The sequence below is a fragment of the Nonomuraea sp. NPDC050153 genome, assembly GCF_044460125.1.
Taxonomy (GTDB): domain Bacteria; phylum Actinomycetota; class Actinomycetes; order Streptosporangiales; family Streptosporangiaceae; genus Nonomuraea.
Genome location: NZ_JBITJQ010000006.1, coordinates 245073 through 263007, shown reverse-complemented (window position 1 = coordinate 263007; position 17935 = coordinate 245073). Strand labels below are relative to the sequence as shown.

Sequence of the window (17935 nt, the reverse complement as noted above, 5' to 3'; positions counted from 1 at the left end):
ATGGTTCAGGAGCCCTTGTTCGGGTTCACCGTGAAGACGGGGCTGAAGTCGATCTCGTCGGGCACCTCCAGCATCTTGCGCACCAGCTTTCCGTTGAAGTCGACCACCTGGACCTCGTCGTCGGCGCCGTTGTCCTGCTCCCAGCAGTAGAGGTGGCTCTCGTCGTAGAAGCCGAGGACCTTGTCGCACTCGGAGGAGAACTTGCGCAGGCGCTCGCCCGACTCGCTGTCCCAGATGCAGTGGTCGCCGTCGCCGCCGTTGGGGCAGTTGGTGACGAACGTCTTGCCCGAGGGCGAGAAGATGTCCTGCGTGCCGGCGGACAGCGTGCCGATCTCGTTCGCCGAGTGCGTGGCCTTGCCCAGGGAGTTGAAGAAGCGCAGGCTGCGGTTCTTCTCGTCGCCGTAGACGTTGACGGTGCCGTCCTCGGCGCCGTCGAAGCCGAAGGCCGTCTGGCGGATGGAGGTGTCGCTGACGTCGACCTGGGTGGCCTGCTTCCTGGCCACGTCTATGAGGACGAAGCCCAGGTAGAGCCACTTGCTCCCGACCTTGCGCTCGGTGTTGAGCAGGATCTTCGAGCCGTCCCTCGACCACGCCCTGATGCTGCTGATCAGCGGCTCCTTGACGGTCTTGATCGTCGTGCGCTCCCCTGACCGGCGGTCGGAGAGGACGATGTAGTCGAAGTCGTCGGAGCTGTAGCTCCGGCCCCTCTCCGCGAGGTAGCGGCCGTCGGGGGAGACCATCGACTCCCAGTTGCCGGCGTACTTCGTGAACGAGCCGCGCAGCGAGCCCCTGGCGTAGTCGATCCAGTCGTCCTTCTTCTTGTCGTAGATCTCGTAGGAGGTCAGCACGATCGCGTCGCCCGGGTCCTCGTAGAGCGAGATGCTCGCGCCGGGGAGCGCCTTCTTGACGCCCGTCGCCGGCACGGCCGCCTCGGTGGGGGACGGGCTGGCGCTCGTCCTGGACTTCGTCGAGCTGGGCCTCGGGGTGCGGGCCGGGCCGGCCAGCGACGCCTTGTCGATCTGGATGTACACGACCACGCCGGCCAGGATCAGCAGCGCGACCGCCACCGTGACGCCCGCGATCAGCGGCGCCCTGCTCTTCTTCCGCGGCGGCTGCTGCTCGCCCCAGCTCGGGTGGGTGGGCTGGGCATAGGGCGCAGGAGGCTGCCACGGCTGCTGGGGGGAAGGGGCGACGGAACCCGTGTGCGGGACCGGGCCGGAGTGCCCGCCGGGCCCCGGGTACGGGACGGGGCCTGATGGCGGGCCCGGCACGGGACCCGACGGCGGGCCCGGCGGCCCGGACGGTGGGCCCTGTGGCGACGCGAACGGAAGCGACGGGGCGGGCCCGAGGTTCGGCCCGGAATTCGGCCCGGAGTTCGGCCCGGGGTTCGGCCCTGAGTTCGGCCCGGCGCCCGGCGCCGGGTGCCGCAGCAGCCGCATCATGACCTGCTCGGCCGTCAGCCGCTGAGCCGGGTCCTTGGACAGGCACGCGGCCACCACGTCACGCAGGTGCGCGTCCAGCATGCTCAGGTCGGGATGCTGGTTGAGGACGCGGTTGATCACCGCGGGCATCGTGTCGCTGCCGAACGGCGCCTGCCCGGAGGCGGCGAAGACCATCGCGCTCGCCCACGAGAACATGTCGGCGGCCGGGCCGACCGTGTGCCCCATGATCTGCTCGGGCGACATGTACGCCGGCGTGCCCACGACCATGCTGCTGATCGTCGAGGTGGCGTTCAGTGCCCTGGCGATGCCGAAGTCGATCACCCGGGGCCCGTCGGCGCCGATGATCACGTTGGCCGGCTTGAAGTCGCGGTGGACGATGCCCGCCTGGTGGATGGCGGCCAGCGCGGTGGCGGTGTTGATGGCCAGCCGGTGCAGGACGGTCCCGGTGCGCGGCCCGTCCTCCGTCACGACCCGGTGCAGCGACGGCCCTTCGATGTATTCGCTGATGATGTACGGCCGGTCCTGCTCGACCCCGGTGCCGAGAACGGCGGCGGTGCAGAACGGCGCCACCTGCTGGGCCACCTGAACCTCGCGCATGAACCTCTCTGCGCTCACCTGGTCGCCCGACAGGTCGGGGCGCAGCCATTTGACGGCCACGCGGGAGTCATTGTGCCCTTTGGCGAGATAGACGACGCCCTGACCGCCCTCCCCGATCCGGCCGAGGAGATCCAGGCCCCCAAGCCGTTGCGGATCTCCGGGGCGTAGCGGCGCGAAGATTGCCATGTAGGGATTCTGTCGCTACGGCGCGAATCCGCAAAAACTACCCGTGGGTAGCCAGGCGGAATATCCTTCTGGCATGCACGTGACGTCCAGCGGTAGGACACGGCACATCGTCGCGCCTTTCACCGGCGAAACCCTCGCCGAGCTGCCTCTGTCGGACCCCGACGACGTCCGCAGGGCGTACGAGAAGGCCAGGGCCGCCCAGGTCGAGTGGGCGCGCAGGCCCGCGGCGGAACGGGCGAGACCGTTCCTGCGGCTGCACGACGCGATTCTCGACCGGCGCGCAGAGATCCTCGACATCGTCCAGAACGAGACGGGCAAGGCCCGCAAGCACGCCTTCGAGGAGGTGCTCGACGTCGCGGGCTGCGCACTCCACTACGCCCGCCGCGCGCCCGCCCTGCTCGCGCCGCGCGCCCGCAAGGGCATCTTCCCCGTCGCCACCCGCGTCGTGGAGCTGCGCCGGCCCAAGGGCGTGGTCGCGCTGATCTCCCCGTGGAACTACCCGCTCGCGCTGGGCGTCACCGACGCGGTGCCCGCGCTGCTGGCCGGCAACGCGATCGTGCACAAGCCGGACACGCAGACCGCCCTGTCCACGCTGTGGACCATCGACCTGCTGGCCGAGCTGGGCATGCCGCGCGAGATCTGGCAGGTCGTGCTCGGCGAGCCGGCCGAGATCGGCGACGCGCTGCTGGACGACGCCGACTACGTGGCGTTCACGGGATCCACGCGCGGCGGCAGGAAGATCGCCGAGGAGGCGGCCAAGCGGCTCATCGGCTGCTCGCTGGAGCTCGGCGGCAAGAACCCCATGGTGGTGCTCGACGACGCCGACCTCGACGTGGCCGTGCAGGGGGCCATCCGGGCCTGCTTCACGAACGCCGGGCAGCTCTGCCTGTCGATCGAGCGCCTCTACGTGCACGCGTCCGTTTTCGAGGCGTTCGCCGAGCGCTTCGTCGAGCAGGTCCGCGGCATGAAGCTGGGCGCGGGGCACGACTGGTCGGTGCAGATGGGCTCGCTCACCTCGCAGCGCCAGCTCGACACGGTCAGCGCGCACGTGGAGGACGCCCTGGCCAAGGGCGCGCGGCTGCTGACCGGCGGCCGGACCAGGCCCGACCTGGGCCCGCTGTTCTACGAGCCGACCGTGCTCACCGGCGTCGCCGCGGACATGGAGCTGTGCCGCAACGAGACGTTCGGGCCGGTGGTCGCGCTCTACCCGTTCACCTCCGACGACGAGGTGGTCGAGCTGGCCAACGACACCATCTACGGCCTGAACGCCTCCATCTGGACCTCCAGCCTCCCGCGCGGCCGGGCGCTCGCCGCCCGCGTCAAGGCCGGCACGGTCAACATCAACGAGGGGTACGCCTCGGCCTACGCCTCCTACGACGCCCCCATGGGCGGCATGAAGGCGTCGGGGCTGGGCCGCCGGCACGGCTCCGAGGGCCTGCTGCGCTACACCGAGTCCAAGACCGTGGCCTCGCAGGCGGGGTGGCTGGGCTTCGAGCCGCCGTTCGGGCTGCCGTACGAGAAGTGGGCCGGCGCCCTGGCCGGCACGCTCAAGACGATGCGGCGGCTCCGGATGAAGTGACGTCCGCGCCAGGACGGAATACGCCGCCGTGAGCCGGTGTCGTTGACGTCCATGGAGATTCGTTACCTCGGAGGGCCCACGGCGGTCCTGGAGATCGGCGGGGTGCGCCTGCTGACCGATCCCACGTTCGACGCGCCCGGCGACTACCCGATCGGGAACCGGGCGCTCACGAAGACCGCGGGGCCCGCCCTCGGCGCGGCCGAGCTCGGAGCCGTGGACGCGGTGCTGCTCTCTCACGACCAGCACCCGGACAACCTCGACAGGTCCGGGCGGGACTACCTGGCCTCCGTCCCGCTCGTGCTCTCCACCGCGTCGGCGGCCACGCGGCTGGGGGCCTCCGTGCGCGCGCTGCCCAGCTGGACGTCCGTCACGGTGGGCGACGGGCTGCGGGTGACCGGGGTCCCCGCCCAGCACGGGCCCGACGGGACCGAACACCTGGTGGGCGAGGTGACCGGGTTCGTGTTCGGCGGTGACGGGCTGCCGACCGTCTACGTGAGCGGGGACAACGCCTCGCTGGACGTCGTACGGGAGATCGCCGGGCGGTTGGGCCCCGTGGACGTGGCGCTGCTGTTCGCGGGTGGGGCGCGCACGCCGCTGGTCGACGGTTACCTGACGCTGACCAGCGACGACGCCGTGACGGCCGCCGAGATCCTGGGGGCCAGGCACGTGGTGCCGCTGCACTTCGAGCACTGGGCGCATTTCACGCAGGGGCGGGACACCGTGGAGGAGGCGTTCGCCGGGTTCGGCGACCGGCTCCGGCTGCTCGCTCCGGGCGAAAGCACCCGGATCCCCTGACCCCCGCTGGATCGGTCGGCCCGCGGCGAACGGCGTCGCCTGGCCCGCGCCCGCCTGGCAGGGTGGAGGCGTGAGCTGGAACGCGCGGGCCCTCGACGTGCTGGCGGCGGGGGAGCCCACCCCGCTGATCGACTTCCCGGTGCCGGCGCCCGGGATCAGGCTGCTGCTGAAGGACGAGTCCGCGCAGCCGACCGGGAGCCTGCGGCACCGCCATGCCAGGGCGCTGTTCCGGCAGGCCGTCCTCGACGGGCTGGTCACCGAGGGCACGACCGTGGTGGAGGCCACGGGCGGCAACGCGGCCGTCGCGCAGGCGTGGTTCGCCCGGCGGCTCGGGCTGCCGTACATCGTGGTCATGCCGGGCGAGCGGAGCCCGGCGCGGGCCCGCGCGGTGGAGGCGCTGGGCGGGGAGTGCAGGTTCGTGACGCCGCCCCTGGCGATCTACGACGCGGCGCGCGAGATCCCGGGCCATTTCCTCGACCAGTTCGGGCGGGCGGCCGAGCACGACCTGGGGGCGGAGCTGTTCGCCCAGGTGCGGCCCGACTGGGTGGTGACGGGCGCGGGCACGGGTGCCACCTCCACCACGCTCGGGCGGTGGGCCCGCGATCATGACGTGCCCTGCCGAGTCGCGGTGGCGGATCCCGATAATTCGGCATATTTCCCGGGCTGGACGCTCGACGTGCCCGACTACGCGACCGGCATGCCGTCGCGGATCGAGGGCATCGGGCGGCCCCGCGTCGAGCCGGGGTTCCGGCCTGACCTCGTCGACCTCGTCATCCCGGTGCCCGACGCGGCGAGCGTGGCGGCGGCCCGGCACATCAGGGCGGTGACGGGGCTCGCCGTGGGCGGTTCGTCGGGCACGGCGCTCTGGGCGGCGCTGGAGCTGGTCGAGCGCATGCGGGCCAGGGGCGAGAGCGGCACCGTGGTGTCGCTGGTGGGCGATGCCGCCGACCGGCATCTGACGACCTGCCACGACGACGCGTGGGCCGCCGCCAAAGGGCTGGACGCCGGACAATACGCCGACGAGCTGCGGCGCCGCACCAGTGTCTGAACGGGCTCAGGTCAGGGGATGGCTGACCCAGACGTTCGGCTCGACGTACACGGCGTGGTCCTGCTCCACGTCGCAGTGCACCGGGCTGAGCGCGCCGGGCACCTCCACCGGCCCCGGACGGTCGAAGGGCAGGTCCGTCCACCGCCGCCACTCCGCCAGCGTGCCCGCCACCACCATCGAGCGCGGCGCCACCTTGACGATCTTCGCGCCCGCCCGCACGTGCACCCGCAGCCAGGCGTCATGGGGCAGGCCGTCGGCGCGGGTCCTGAAGGCGTAGTCGGCCATGGGGGTGCGCGGTTCGAGGTGCTTCCTGTTGGGCCTGACCGGCGCGACCAGCTCGCGATGGCCGAGGGCGGCGGCGCGCTCGCGCATGGCCGCGAGCATCAGGGAGGAGAGCCCCGTGCCCTGGAGGTCGCGGCGGACGGAGATCTCCAGGGCGGAGATGCCGTCGGGCTTGTCGCCGCGCTCGCGGGCCAGCCAGCCGGACCTGATCACGCCGTCCCACCCGTCGTCGGGCAGTTCGGAGCCCTCGGCGAGGAACGGGATCATGCACGCCCGCGCCGCCAGCCGCCCCGGCTCCTCGTCGGAGTCGGCCACCAGCACGTACTCGGCGTAGGTCGTGGTGGCGAACGGGTAGAACAGGTCCGCGATCGGATCTTCGAGCATGAAATCGTGCCACGTATGGTCCATCTCGAACAGCGACGGCGCGAACTCGGGACGCTCCGCGAGCGTCGTGATCTTGAGGGCCATGGGGATCATTCTCACATTACGGGCGACCGGTACGCGCTCGAATAAATCAGGACGAATGGGGGTGCGCTAGCGTCGGCCGCATGACAGAACTTGACGCCAGGCTGCGGGCCATCACCGACCTGATCGTGGCCGAGGCGCGCGAGGGCGGCGGCAGGCACGAGTACGACGGCCGGATCCAGGACCTCTCGCCTGAGGGCGTGCGGGCCGGGCTGTCGCGGCTCGGCGAGGGGCCGCTGCCCGCGGACGCGCATGACGCCGAGCACCTACAGGTGTTCGAGCAGAGCATGCGCACTCAGTTCGGCGAGCTGGAACTGCATCGAAAGAACCCGCTGATCCACCTCTCGAACCTCGACCTCGCCTGCTACGACCGCGACTACGCCCCCGAGGAGGAGCGCGTGGCGGCCAAGGCGGCCCATCTCGCGCTCTGGCCCGAGGCGGTGGAGCAGGCGATCGACTCGCTCGACCAGGTCCCGGCCCCCGTCGCGCAGTCCCTGCTCGCCGCGACCAAGGGGCTGGCCGCCGGGGTCACCGACGAGGCCGCGCTCAAGGCGCACGCCCGGCTCGTGGCGCACGTCGAGCTGGCTGCGGCGGAGGGCGACCCCGACGCGGCGCTCGGCGGCGAGGCGCTGGCCAGGCTCATGGGCACGGCCGAGGGCCTGCCCGTCGACCTGGGCAGGCTCGCCGAACGCGCCGACGCCGAGCGGGACCGGCTGATGGGGCTGCTCGCCGAGTCCTGCGCCAAGCTGGGGGAGCGGGACAGGGCGCCGCTGGACGTCGTACGGGAGCTCGTCAAGGACCATCCCGACGCCGAAGGGGTCATCGAGGCGGCGCGGATCGGCACGGAGAAGGCCATCGCGTTCACCCGGGAGAAGGACCTCGTGCCCTACCACGACGGCGAGTGCCTGGTGGGGCTGGCGCCCGAGTCGCGGCGCTGGGCGATGGCGATGATGGCCTGGAACTCGCCCGGCGAGCCCGAGGGCCCGTCCTGGTACTACATCACGCCGCCGGACCCGTCCTGGCCGGAGCGGGACCAGGAGGAGTGGCTGGAGGTCTTCAGCCACGCGACGCTGCCGGCGATCAACGTGCACGAGGTCGCGCCCGGGCACTTCTCGCACGCCCGCGCGCTGCGGCGGGCGAAGTCGGACGTGCGCCGGCTGCTGCAGTCCGTCGCGTTCATCGAGGGTTGGGCGCACTACGCCGAGGAACTGTGCGTGGAGGAGGGCTTCGAGCCGGACGACCCGCGGTTCGAGATCGGGGTCTGGGTGGAGGCGCTGCTCCGCGTCACCCGGCTGGCCTGCGCGATCGGCGTGCACACCGGGCAGATGACGGTCGAGGAGGGCGCCCGGCGCTTCGAGTCCGACACGCACCTGGCCGGGCCGGCCGCGCTGTCCGAGGCCAGGCGGGCGACGTTCGACCCGACGTACGGGCGTTACACCTGGGGCAAGCTGCTCATCCTCGACCTGCGGGAGCGGGCGCGGGCGGAGTGGGGCGCGGGCTTCAGCCTGCAGCGCTACCACAAGGCCCTGCTCGACCTCGGCTCGCCGCCCCTGGGCCTGCTCGACCGCATCCTCTAGGCCCCGGGCCCCTTCTCCTCCCCTGAAGGGACACCCGAAGGGACCTCGGCCGGACACCCTCCCCCTCTACTCCCGCAGGGACCCCAGCCGGAGCGAGGGGGAGGGACGGCATTCTCCGAGCGTTCTCTAGGGCGGCGGCGGCCCGTCCGGTAGCGTCGATCACGAGCGAGGGGAGGATGATCCTGTGCGGGAGCTCTCCGGCAAGGTCGCCGTGGTGACCGGCGCGGCCAGCGGCATCGGGCGGGCGCTGGCCCTCAGGTTCGCGGCCGAGGGCATGACGCTGATGCTCGCCGACGTCGATCCCGGCGGCCTCGCCGAGACGGCGTACCAGGCAGGCGACGGCAAGGTGCTCACGCAGGTCACCGACGTCTCCGACGCGGCGGCCGTGCGGCACCTGGCCAACCGCTGCTTCGGCGAGTTCGGCGCCGTGCACGTCCTCTGCAACAACGCCGGCGTCTTCCAGGGCGGCCGCATGTGGACCCGCGGCGAGGAGGACTTCGCCTGGCTGCTCGGCGTGAACCTGTGGGGCGTGCTGCACGGCATCCACGAGTTCGTCCCGCGCATGATCGAGCAGGACACCGAGGGGCACATCGTCAACACGGTGTCGGTGGCCGGGCTGTTCACCTCGCCGGGATCGGGCGGGTACGCGGTCACCAAGTACGCCGCGATGGCCGCCTCCCAGGCCCTGGCCGAGGATCTGGCCGCCACGGGCTCCAAACTCCGCGTGACCGCGCTGTGCCCCGGCGCGGTCAGGACCCGCATCGCCGACTCCGAGCGCCTGCGCCCGTCCAGCCTGGTCACCACCCCCACCCAGGACGAGGCGGACGCGCGGGCGTGGGTCGGCCGGGCGGCCGAGCGCGGCATCGAGCCGGCCGAGGTGGCCGGCCTGGTCGTGGCGGCCATCCAGGAGGAACGGTTCCTGGTGCTGACCGATCCCGAGCACGCCGCCCGGCTGCGCCTGCAGACCGAGACTCTGCTCACCGGGAACCTGCCGCCCTACCAGTGATGTTCGTGGGCCAGCACCCGGACCACCCTGCCGCTGTGCGGTCTGACCAGCAGCCGGACGTGGTCGCCCGGCAGCACGTCCCGGTAGAGGCCCTGCGTGACCAGGAACGACCTGGCCTGCTCCGAGCTGCCGTCGTGTACGGCCACGTGGTAGGCGCGCGTGCTGCCGGTCGTCCCGGGGTCCGCGTCGACGACGGCCCAGCGTTTGACGACGTAACCGGAGATCTCCTGCCGGTTGGGGCCGGGCGCGGCGGATCCGGGCGGCCTGATCTCGACGCCGTGCCAGCCGCTGCCGGTGAAGATCCACTCCTGCTCGGGATCGGTCGGCTCGGCGTCCGGCCCGGCGATCTCCAGCCCCGCCGGGGTCAGCAGGAACCCCCGCCCCGCCATGAGCAGCCCCACCCCGGCCACGAACGACACCATCGTCGCGATCATCCCCGGCCACGACAGCCCGGCCGCGGAGACGGTGGCGTACCAGGGGATGAACAGCGCCGCGGCCATGAGCACCGGGACGATCATGGTCGGCCAGCGCCGCCGCGCCAGGCCGAGGTCGATGGCGGTCTGCCGGACCAGCGGGACCAGGCCGCCGTCCAGGTCGGACCCTTCGGGCATGACGGCCATCACGGGCGCGTATGGCTTGCCCGCCAGGCAGGCGGCCACCCGTTCCAGGACCCACCGCTCGTACGGGAGGAGCGGCTCCTGCCTCGCGGACGCCAGAGACAGGCGGTCGCCCTCGATCGCCAGCCATCCGCGCGCGGCCAGCTCGAACAGCGCCGAGTGGAACACCTCCTGAACCCGCATACCCCGTAACAGCTCGACCACGGCCGGTGGCGTCTCGTGGCGCGGCGCCCGCTGCGGGCGTTCGCGGCTGGACACCTTGAAGGCGGCGGCCAGCGTGGCGGCCCACAGGGCCCACGCCGTCGCCGGCCAGACAAGATCCATTGTTCTGTGTTAGCACGAGTACCGGTGGCAGGCCAGGCGTAATGCACAAGGCCGATAGACTGTAGTCACCGCATATCGCCTTTGGGGGGTTCTCACGGTGTCTGAATTCGACACAGTGCTCGTGGTCGACTTCGGCGCACAGTACGCGCAGCTCATCGCCAGGCGTGTGCGCGAGTGCCACGTCTATTCCGAGATCGTGCCTTCGACCATGCCGGTCGAGGAGATGATGGCCAAGAACCCCAAGGCGATCATCCTGTCCGGCGGGCCGTCCTCGGTCTACGCCGAAGGCGCGCCGCCGGTGCCGCACGGGCTGTTCGACACGGGTGTGCCCACGTTCGGCATCTGCTACGGCTTCCAGGCCATGGCGCAGGCGCTGGGCGGCGAGGTGGCCCGCACGGGCGTGGCCGAGTACGGCGGCACCGCGCTGGACGTGGTCGAAGAGGGTGTGATCTTCGCCGGTCTGCCGGCCGCCCAGACGGTCTGGATGTCCCACGGTGACAGCGTCGCCGCCGCCCCCGAGGGCTTCACGGTGACCGCCTCGACGAGCGAGACCCCGGTCGCCGCCTTCGAGCACCCCGGTCGCGGCCTCTACGGCGTGCAGTTCCACCCGGAGGTGCTCCACTCCGAGCACGGCCAGGTCGTGCTCAAGCACTTCCTCGACGCCGCCGGCTGCCGCCCGGCGTGGACCATGCTGAACATCGTCGAAGACTCCATCGACGCCGTGCGCCGCCAGGTCGGCGACGGCCGGGCGATCTGCGCGCTGTCCGGCGGGGTCGACTCCGCGGTGGCCGCCGCGATCGTCCAGCGTGCCATCGGCGAGCGGCTGACCTGCGTCTTCGTCGACCACGGCCTGCTGCGCAAGGGCGAGGCCGAGCAGGTGGAGCGCGACTTCGTGGCTGTCACGGGCGTGAAGCTGCGCGTGGTCGACGCCGCCGACCGCTTCCTGAAGGCGCTGGAGGGCGTCTCCGACCCGGAGGAGAAGCGGAAGATCATCGGCCGCGAGTTCATCCGCGTCTTCGAGGACGAGCAGCGTGCGATCATGGCCGACGGGCCGGTGGAGTTCCTGGTCCAGGGCACGCTCTACCCGGACGTGGTGGAGTCGGGCGGCGGCACCGGCACCGCCAACATCAAGTCCCACCACAACGTCGGCGGCCTGCCGGAAGACCTCCAGTTCAAGCTGGTCGAGCCCCTGCGCGCGCTCTTCAAGGACGAGGTCCGCCGGGCGGGCGAGGAGCTGGGGCTCCCTTCCGCCATGGTGTGGCGCCAGCCCTTCCCCGGCCCCGGCCTCGGCATCCGCATCGTGGGCGAGGTCACCCGCGAGCGCCTTGACCTGCTGCGCGAGGCCGACGCGATCGCCCGCGAGGAGCTGTCCCGCGCCGGCCTCGACCGGCAGATCTGGCAGTGCCCGGTGGTGCTGCTGGCCGACGTCCGCTCGGTGGGGGTGCAGGGCGACGGGCGCACGTACGGGCATCCGGTGGTGCTGCGGCCGGTGACGTCCGAGGACGCGATGACGGCGGACTGGGCGCGGGTGCCTTACGACGTGCTGTCGCGCATCTCCACACGGATCACGAACGAGGTTCGGGAAGTCAACCGGGTGGTGCTCGACGTGACGAGCAAGCCCCCGGGCACCATCGAGTGGGAGTAGTTCTTCGCTAGCGGGGGCGGGACCGGGCGGGGGCCTGGGGCGGGGTAGGCCGCTCGGGGCTCAGGCGGTGCTTGGGGCTCAGGCGGTGCTCGGGGTTCAGGCGGTGCTCGGGGTTCAGGCGGCGATCGGGGCGAGGGTGTCGACGGGAGAGCCGGGCTCGGCGTGGGCGAACGCCGGCAGCTCGAACCAGATGGCCTTGCCGCGATCCGTACGGACGCCGCCCCAGCAGCAGGAGAGCATGTCGACCAGGAACAGCCCGCGGCCGCGCTCGGCGTCGGCGTCCACGACGCGCATCCGGGGCAGTTCGGGGTCCTCGTCCTCGATCTCGCCGCGCAGCAGGCCGTCCTCGGCGGAGAAGCTGAGGCGGACCCGGCCGTACGCGTGATCGAGCGCGTTGCCGGCCAGCTCGCTGACGAGCAGTTCCGCGACTTCCGCCTGGTCGTCGAAGCCCCAGTCGGTGAGCTTCTCACGGGTCAGCCGGCGAGCCTCGCCCACCGAGCTGAGGTCAGGCGAGAGCCACCACGAGGCCGTGCGGCGCGCCGTGCGGCGTCCGGTCACCGCCGTCAGGATGTTGCTCATCGAAAGCCTGTTCATGTCCTGTCCTGGGTGGCAGTTGGGCTGCCCTTGCCTCTCGTTCCGTGAGCTTGGGTTGCTCACACCATCGAGAATGCCTCAGTGAGGTGCCTCACGAAGAGGTGAGAACTCCCCATATAGGTACCTATTCCACCTACGTAGGTGGCGCACGGCAGGGACCGCGGGTGCCTGCTGATGCCTGAGGTGCCGGTGAGGCGACTCAGGGGGACCCACACGGCGTTTCGGCAGGATGGACCTTCACGGTGTGGGGCTCGGCGCCCTTGACCGGGCAGAGGCGCACGACGCTCGGCACCGAATCGTCGCGGTTGCCGTAGTTGTCGAAGGTGATGTTCCCGCTGGCGCCGGCGACCGCCGCCCCGCCCCGGACGAACCCGCCCAGCGCGGTGTTGACCCGGGAGGACGTGACCGGCTCCCGGGCGGTGAGCGTGTTGACGGCGCCGGCGACGGCGGCCATGCCGTCGAACCCCGCGATAGCCCACCCGCTGGTCAGGTGGGTGAGGTCGAAGCCGAGCGTGGCGAACGACTGCCGCAGCACCGCCATCCCGCCGTTCTTCGGCAGGAGGTCGGGGTCGGCCAGCGGAGTGTAGACCAGCCGGACGGTCCCGTCCAGGAACGTCGGCGTGCCGAGGGCCGCCACGCGCTGCTGTTCGAGGTTCGGGTCGACCTCCTTGGCCCGCATCCGGGCCGCGTCCGAGGTGCTGACCACGGTGATGCTGGTGAACTGGCACTGCCCGCGATCGGACTGGTCGGCGATGCTCTTGAGGAACTGGGCCAGATGGCTGGCCCGCGCGGCGTAGAAGACGCTCACGGGCCCCGCGCTGGCGCAGATGCGCTGCGCGGACTGCTTCACCGTCGCCGAGTCCCCGGAGTCGAACTTCACCTCCTGCAACGGACGCGACTTCGAGCCGAACCTCGCGTGGACGAGCGGGAGCGTCGTGCACGTGTACGGGTCGTCCATGGTGATCGGCGTCATGACGAACTTGAGCGTCTTCTTGCTCGGCTCCAGGTATTTGGCGAGTTGCTCGATCTGCACCGCGTTGCGATAGGCGACACGGCTGAAGTATCCCTGGCCGATGCCGTTCTTGTAGGTGTGTGACGGGTTGCAGCGGCGGAAGTCTGGGTTGTCCTGCTGTGAGCCGTTCCCGTCGAAGCCCTCGGCCGTGATCACGTTGCCCATCATGGGGATCCGGTGCTGTGCCAGCACCCGGGCGGCGTCGGCGGTCTGCTGGAGGCTCAGCCCCATGCCGACGACGGCCACGACGCCGTCCTCGGCGAGCAGTTCGGCCGTCTCGACCGCCGCCTGCTCATCGGCGCCCATGTGGGCCACCCGGAGCCGGATCGGGTGCACGCACTCGGCCTTGTTCGCGTTGGCGCTCGCCTGGCCGGCGACGATGCCTTCGAGCTGGTGCAGCACCCGGCCGCCGCCCTCCGCCGACGTCAGCGTCATGAGCGCGCCGACCGTCACCGCCTTGGTGTCCTTGGCGCACGAGCCGTCGGCCGCGGCCTCGTTCTGCTGCGCGATCTTGCCCATCACGGAGGTCAGTTCGGGACGGCCGAAGGCGTAGGGCCCGTCGCCCAGGCCGACGCACTCGCCACCCTGCTCCCACACGCCCCACCACGGCTGCCACCCGCAGGAGAGCCGGTCCTTCAGCCAGGGAACGCCGATCAGCCCGACGGGGACCAGGACGCCGAGGGCCGTGACGACGGCGGCCAGGCGCCACCAGTGCCGGAGCCTGCGCGGGAACCGCCTCGGATGCGGCCAGATCCTCCCTATGTACATGGGGGCGTCGTCCATGGTTGTCGGCTCCAGTCGGGCGGATCCCCGCGCGGGCGCGGGGGCGCGTGGTCACTTCAGGGCGTCGGCGAGGGTCTGGAAATGCTGGGCGCGTTCGGCGAAGGGCCGGGAGTCGGCGTCGGAGAGCCGCCGGCACGCCTCGGCGGCGACCGTGTAGTGGCCGCGGCGCGCCCCCCGGTCGCTGAGCAGGGGGTCGGCGAGCTGATGCGTGGCGGTGACCAGTTGCGAGATGGCCGCACGGCGGGATTCTGCCGCCGTGTCGGCGGGGACCGTCCCGGAGCCGGGCGGCCGGAGGCCGGGCGTGGTGACGATCCGATCGAGGCATTCCAGCCACTCGGTCCCGGAGACCTCGCCCAGGAGCCTGAACAGCTCCGCGACCACGGTCTCGTGGTCGCCCAGCGCGAGGTCGTGGTGGAGCTTGCCGCAGACGTCCTGGCTCGCCGTGTGGTCGCGGAGCCGTCCGAAGACCCTGGCCCAGCTCGCCTGGTGGCCGTCCGGGCGCGCGGCCAGCTCGCGCAGCAGCAGGAGGCGCACGAACGGCGCCATGGCCCACCGGCCCTCCGGCCGGGGGACGGGCCACAGTGAGGGCGAGGTGAGCAGGATCGGCTCGGCGTGGACTGTCTTGTCCAGGAGCGGCGTCAGGCACTGCGCCTCGTCGCCGTCCCGCGCCCCGGCCAGCGTGATCAGCGCCTCTCTGAGGTGCTCGTGGAGGCGCCGCCGCGGGCTCAGATCGGCCGCGATCTTGTCGATCAGGTAGCTCGCCATCGTCCGGTCCGGCTCCGGCGCGTGCTCGGACAGCACCCGTCCGAGATCGTCGATGAGCTTCGGATCGTCCCGGAGCCGCGCCAGTACGAGGTCCGTGGCCTCGGCGTGCCCGCCGGTGAGCCGCAGGACGGCGTCGGTGATCGTGCCGAACCCGAGGGAGGGCGGCCACCAGGTGAGGTCCGCTTCGACCATGTGTTCGACGGCTTCGGTGGTGAACCCGTCGAGGAGGACGCGTAACCACGTGCCGTCGGATTCGGGCAGGGCGTCCAGCGCGGACTCCGGCCATTGCGCGGCCCGCTCGCCCAGGCCGGCCGACTCGGCCAGGATGTATCCGCCACTGGCGGTGATCACGGTCAGCGGGTCCTGCGGCACCTCGTGACGTGCCAGCTTGTACCGTACTTTGACCAGCGTCTTCAGGAACCGGCCCGCCGCCGGGGCGTCGCCGTTGTCGAGCAGCAGGACCGCGCGGGAGGGGTGGTTGACCGCGTGGTCGAAGCTGTCGCGCAGGTCGGCCAGCAGCGCGGTCATCAGCAGGCGGTCGACGTCCTCCCGCACGCCGGCGGCCGATTCGTCGGCCTGCCGGCTGAGCCGGACCAGCGCGCGTTCGGGGTCGTGGCAGAAGCCCTGGTCCTGGTGCTCGAACCAGGCCAGCGCGTCCCGCCAGAGCAGCCGCGGCCGCAGTCCCGACCTGCCGAGCCGTCCGGTCATCTCCTCCAGGGTCTGGTCCAGGCTCTGCGCGTCGAGGCCGAGCGTCCCCGCGGCCAGCGGCAGCAGCCTGCGCAGCAGCGTCGCCACCAGGCTCGGATCCCGGTACGCGTTGATCCGCTCGCGCAGCTCACGGGTGCTCTGCACCGGGTCGGGGTTGTCGATCGGGCCGGACATCGCGATGTGGGCCAGCACCACCCGGGGGAAGGAGACCCGGTAGCCGGGAGCCTCGGCGGTCAGGCCCAGCGTGACGGCCTTCAGCACGGATCGCATGGAGTCGGAGTCGTCGGCCCCGGCCAGCGGGTCCACCTTCGCGATCGGGGTCTTCCTCGCCCACCGGCGCCACGTGTCGTCGAGAACCTGCGAGCGACCGGAGCCGCCGACCCCTTCCAGGATCAGGATCGGCCGGGGGGAGGCCGGTGCGACCTGGGGGCCGCCCTTCACGCGGATGAGTTGATCGATCAGCGAAACCAGGCTCGACCGCGGTGGGACGACCATGCGAACCTCCAGGCCTGCGGATCGGGTGGGAAACAGTAGCAGCAGGTGAATGTGTAATGACCAGACAGAGCACAGGATGGGTCTGGTAAATACGTCAGTCAATGGAAGGTGTCGCGCATTTGTGGCCGCTTGTGTGCACGTAGCGGCATCGAGGGGGGTCCTGTAGCAGCTATGCCCTCTCGACCGCTACGGTATGGGGCTGATCGTCGTTCTTGGGGCTATTGGGATGGGGTCAATCCGCACTGCTCCCGAGCGGAAATGATCATGTCATTCCCCGTACTCGTCATACAGGCATGGATTCCGATTTATCATGACTTATCAGTCTTTCCCGTTAGATCAGCCGTTTCCTGCCGGTCCGGCCCAGCCGTCGGCACCGCAGACCGAGCACCCCCAGCAGCCCCCGGCCGAGGCCGCGAGGGCCACGGCGGAGGGCGAGGAGGACAACGGCGGGGTCCTGGACGTCCTCGAGAAGATCGGCTCGGTGGTGGTCCCGGCCGGCGTCACGCTGTACGCGCTGCTCTACATGGGCTTCAAGGAGATGTACAGCGTCTTCGGCATCACGCCCGAGCAGGCCGGCATGGACCAGTCCGTGCTCTTCGGGCGGCTCCTGGGCACCCTGCTGCCGCTGACGCTGCTCACCGCCTCGGGCCTCGGCCTGCTCATCGGAGTGGGCTGGCTGCTCAACCTCATCACCCGCGGCTGGGCCGGGCGCGTGTTCCAGGCCGTCCGGAAGCGCCCGTGGATCGTCGCCCTGATCGCCGCGATCTGGGCCGGCCTGTCCTACCTGGGCTTCCTCTCGTACGTGTACACCGCGCTGGAGGAGCCTGTGGGGAGCGGTGAGATCGTCTTCGTGATCCTGCTGGGCTTCCTGTCCTATGTGGTGCCGTTCCGGCTGCTGCGCCGCAAATCGATCGGCCGCGCGGGGATGAAGGTCCTGGTCGGCGCCTTCACGGGTGTCGGGGTGGGGTACCTGCTCATCATCCAGATGGTCTTCGGCGCCGTGGAGGTGCAGAAGTCCGGGCAGGCCAACCTGCTGCTCGACAGCCTCGGCTTCCAGGACCAGTGGGCCAGGCTCCAGGACAGCAGCGGCAAGACGCTCTACGACGGGCGCTGGATGATGCTGCTGGGCGAGTTCGAGGGCGGGTACGCCTTCTACGACTGCGACAAGCAGATGACCTTCCGCAAGTTCTCGGAGAGCACGATCCTGATCGACATCCAGCTCGATCCCGAACGGGAGAAGGGCTTCACCTGCGGCAGCCTCGTCAAGAAGGACAAGCAGGGCGGCTGACCGGGCCTAGGGCCCGGGTGGCCGGTCGTCCGCGTGCTCGCCGATCAAGGGGACGAAGCGGGCGGGTGTCAGCAGACGCACCTGGACCAGGCGGCCGTGTCGTTTGCCGAAGAGCACGACGGTCTCGTTCAGCTCCTCGTGGATCGGCATGACCAGCCGTCCGCCCTCGGCCAGTTGCTCGATGAGCGGGGCGGGCACCGTCCGGGCGGTGGCGGACACGACGATGGCGTCGAAGGGCGCGTGTTCCGGCAGGCCGGCGGTGCCGTCGCCGACCGTCACCTCGGCGTTGGCGACCCCGGTCGCGCCGAGGTTGGCCCGCGCATGCCGGGCCAGGTCGGCGTGGCGTTCCATCGAATACACCTGGCGGGCCAGGCGGGACAGCAGGGCGGTCTGGTAGCCGTACCCGGTGCCGATCTCCAGGACCGTCTCCGTGCCCGACAGCCGCAGCGCGTCGATCATCTGCGCGATCAGGGACGGCTGCGAGGTGGGCTGGCCGTGACCGATCGGGATCGGCTCGTCGAAAGGGGCGCGGGTGGCGTAGCGCGGCGGCACGAACCGGTCGCGCGGTGTGGTGGCGAGGGCCGCCAGCAGCCGTGGATCTTCCACCCCGGCCCACTGGGCGGCCGTCACCAGCGTGTCGTACCGCATCGGCGGTCACCGGTTACGGGTGCCCGCCGGTGCGCTGCTCCGAGCCATGCCCACCTGCTTCCCCACAGGTCGGGCTCGA

General features: G+C 71.2%; 14 protein-coding genes. 7 read left to right on the top strand and 7 right to left on the bottom strand.

The features are described from left to right. Positions 1–5: 5 nt before the first annotated feature. Positions 6–2225, bottom strand: a complete 2220-nt coding sequence (locus ACIBQ1_RS18235; protein ID WP_397278825.1) for a protein kinase — start codon at positions 2223–2225, stop codon at positions 6–8. A gap of 73 nt (positions 2226–2298) precedes the next feature. On the opposite strand from ACIBQ1_RS18235, the gene ACIBQ1_RS18230 reads away from it, so the two are divergent. The 3 genes from ACIBQ1_RS18230 to ACIBQ1_RS18220 all read left to right on the top strand — a co-directional run bounded on the left by ACIBQ1_RS18230 (position 2299) and on the right by ACIBQ1_RS18220 (position 5647). After that, positions 2299–3804, top strand: a complete 1506-nt coding sequence (locus ACIBQ1_RS18230; protein WP_397278823.1) for a succinic semialdehyde dehydrogenase — start codon at positions 2299–2301, stop codon at positions 3802–3804. Between the two features lie 51 nt (positions 3805–3855). Beyond that, positions 3856–4599 (top strand): MBL fold metallo-hydrolase, encoded by a 744-nt coding sequence (locus ACIBQ1_RS18225; RefSeq protein ID WP_397278821.1) that lies wholly within the window; start codon positions 3856–3858, stop codon positions 4597–4599. Positions 4600–4669: 70 nt separating this feature from the next. Continuing rightward, positions 4670–5647 carry a PLP-dependent cysteine synthase family protein gene (locus ACIBQ1_RS18220; protein WP_397278820.1) on the top strand — a complete coding sequence of 326 codons (978 nt, stop codon included), beginning with the start codon at positions 4670–4672 and terminating at the stop codon, positions 5645–5647. 6 nt (positions 5648–5653) lie between these two features. On the opposite strand, the gene ACIBQ1_RS18215 is transcribed toward ACIBQ1_RS18220, so the two are convergent. Beyond that, the gene (locus ACIBQ1_RS18215; protein ID WP_397278819.1) at positions 5654–6397 is read right to left on the bottom strand and encodes an N-acetyltransferase; all 744 of its coding nucleotides are present in this window, start codon (positions 6395–6397) and stop codon (positions 5654–5656) included. Between the two features lie 80 nt (positions 6398–6477). Here ACIBQ1_RS18215 and ACIBQ1_RS18210 point away from each other — a divergent pair, with 80 nt between their 5' ends. Further along, the gene (locus tag ACIBQ1_RS18210) at positions 6478–7971 is read left to right on the top strand and encodes a DUF885 family protein (RefSeq protein WP_397278818.1); all 1494 of its coding nucleotides are present in this window, start codon (positions 6478–6480) and stop codon (positions 7969–7971) included. 184 nt (positions 7972–8155) lie between these two features. Then, positions 8156–8977: an SDR family NAD(P)-dependent oxidoreductase gene (locus ACIBQ1_RS18205; RefSeq protein WP_397278816.1), complete on the top strand. Its 822-nt coding sequence runs from the start codon at positions 8156–8158 to the stop codon at positions 8975–8977. Here ACIBQ1_RS18205 and ACIBQ1_RS18200 read toward each other — a convergent pair. Continuing rightward, positions 8968–9918 (bottom strand): hypothetical protein, encoded by a 951-nt coding sequence (locus ACIBQ1_RS18200; protein ID WP_397278814.1) that lies wholly within the window; start codon positions 9916–9918, stop codon positions 8968–8970. The two genes, ACIBQ1_RS18205 and ACIBQ1_RS18200, sit on opposite strands and share 10 nt — an antisense overlap. A gap of 97 nt (positions 9919–10015) precedes the next feature. On the opposite strand from ACIBQ1_RS18200, the gene guaA reads away from it, so the two are divergent. Further along, positions 10016–11563 (top strand): glutamine-hydrolyzing GMP synthase, encoded by a 1548-nt coding sequence (gene guaA, locus ACIBQ1_RS18195; protein ID WP_397278812.1) that lies wholly within the window; start codon positions 10016–10018, stop codon positions 11561–11563. Positions 11564–11677: 114 nt separating this feature from the next. On the opposite strand, the gene ACIBQ1_RS18190 is transcribed toward guaA, so the two are convergent. The 3 genes from ACIBQ1_RS18190 to ACIBQ1_RS18180 form a co-directional block, all read right to left on the bottom strand. Next, positions 11678–12157, bottom strand: coding sequence for an ATP-binding protein (locus ACIBQ1_RS18190; RefSeq protein WP_397278810.1), 480 nt, complete (start codon positions 12155–12157; stop codon positions 11678–11680). Between the two features lie 199 nt (positions 12158–12356). Next, positions 12357–13952 (bottom strand): ABC transporter substrate-binding protein, encoded by a 1596-nt coding sequence (locus ACIBQ1_RS18185; protein WP_397278808.1) that lies wholly within the window; start codon positions 13950–13952, stop codon positions 12357–12359. Between the two features lie 51 nt (positions 13953–14003). Continuing rightward, positions 14004–15920, bottom strand: coding sequence for a hypothetical protein (locus ACIBQ1_RS18180; RefSeq protein WP_397278806.1), 1917 nt, complete (start codon positions 15918–15920; stop codon positions 14004–14006). Positions 15921–16230: 310 nt separating this feature from the next. On the opposite strand from ACIBQ1_RS18180, the gene ACIBQ1_RS18175 reads away from it, so the two are divergent. Continuing rightward, entirely contained in the window at positions 16231–17208 is a 978-nt protein-coding gene (locus tag ACIBQ1_RS18175; RefSeq protein ID WP_397278804.1) for a hypothetical protein, read from the top strand. Positions 17209–17214: 6 nt separating this feature from the next. Here ACIBQ1_RS18175 and ACIBQ1_RS18170 read toward each other — a convergent pair whose 3' ends face one another. After that, positions 17215–17856, bottom strand: coding sequence for a protein-L-isoaspartate(D-aspartate) O-methyltransferase (locus tag ACIBQ1_RS18170; RefSeq protein ID WP_397278803.1), 642 nt, complete (start codon positions 17854–17856; stop codon positions 17215–17217). Between the last annotated feature and the right edge of the window lie 79 nt (positions 17857–17935).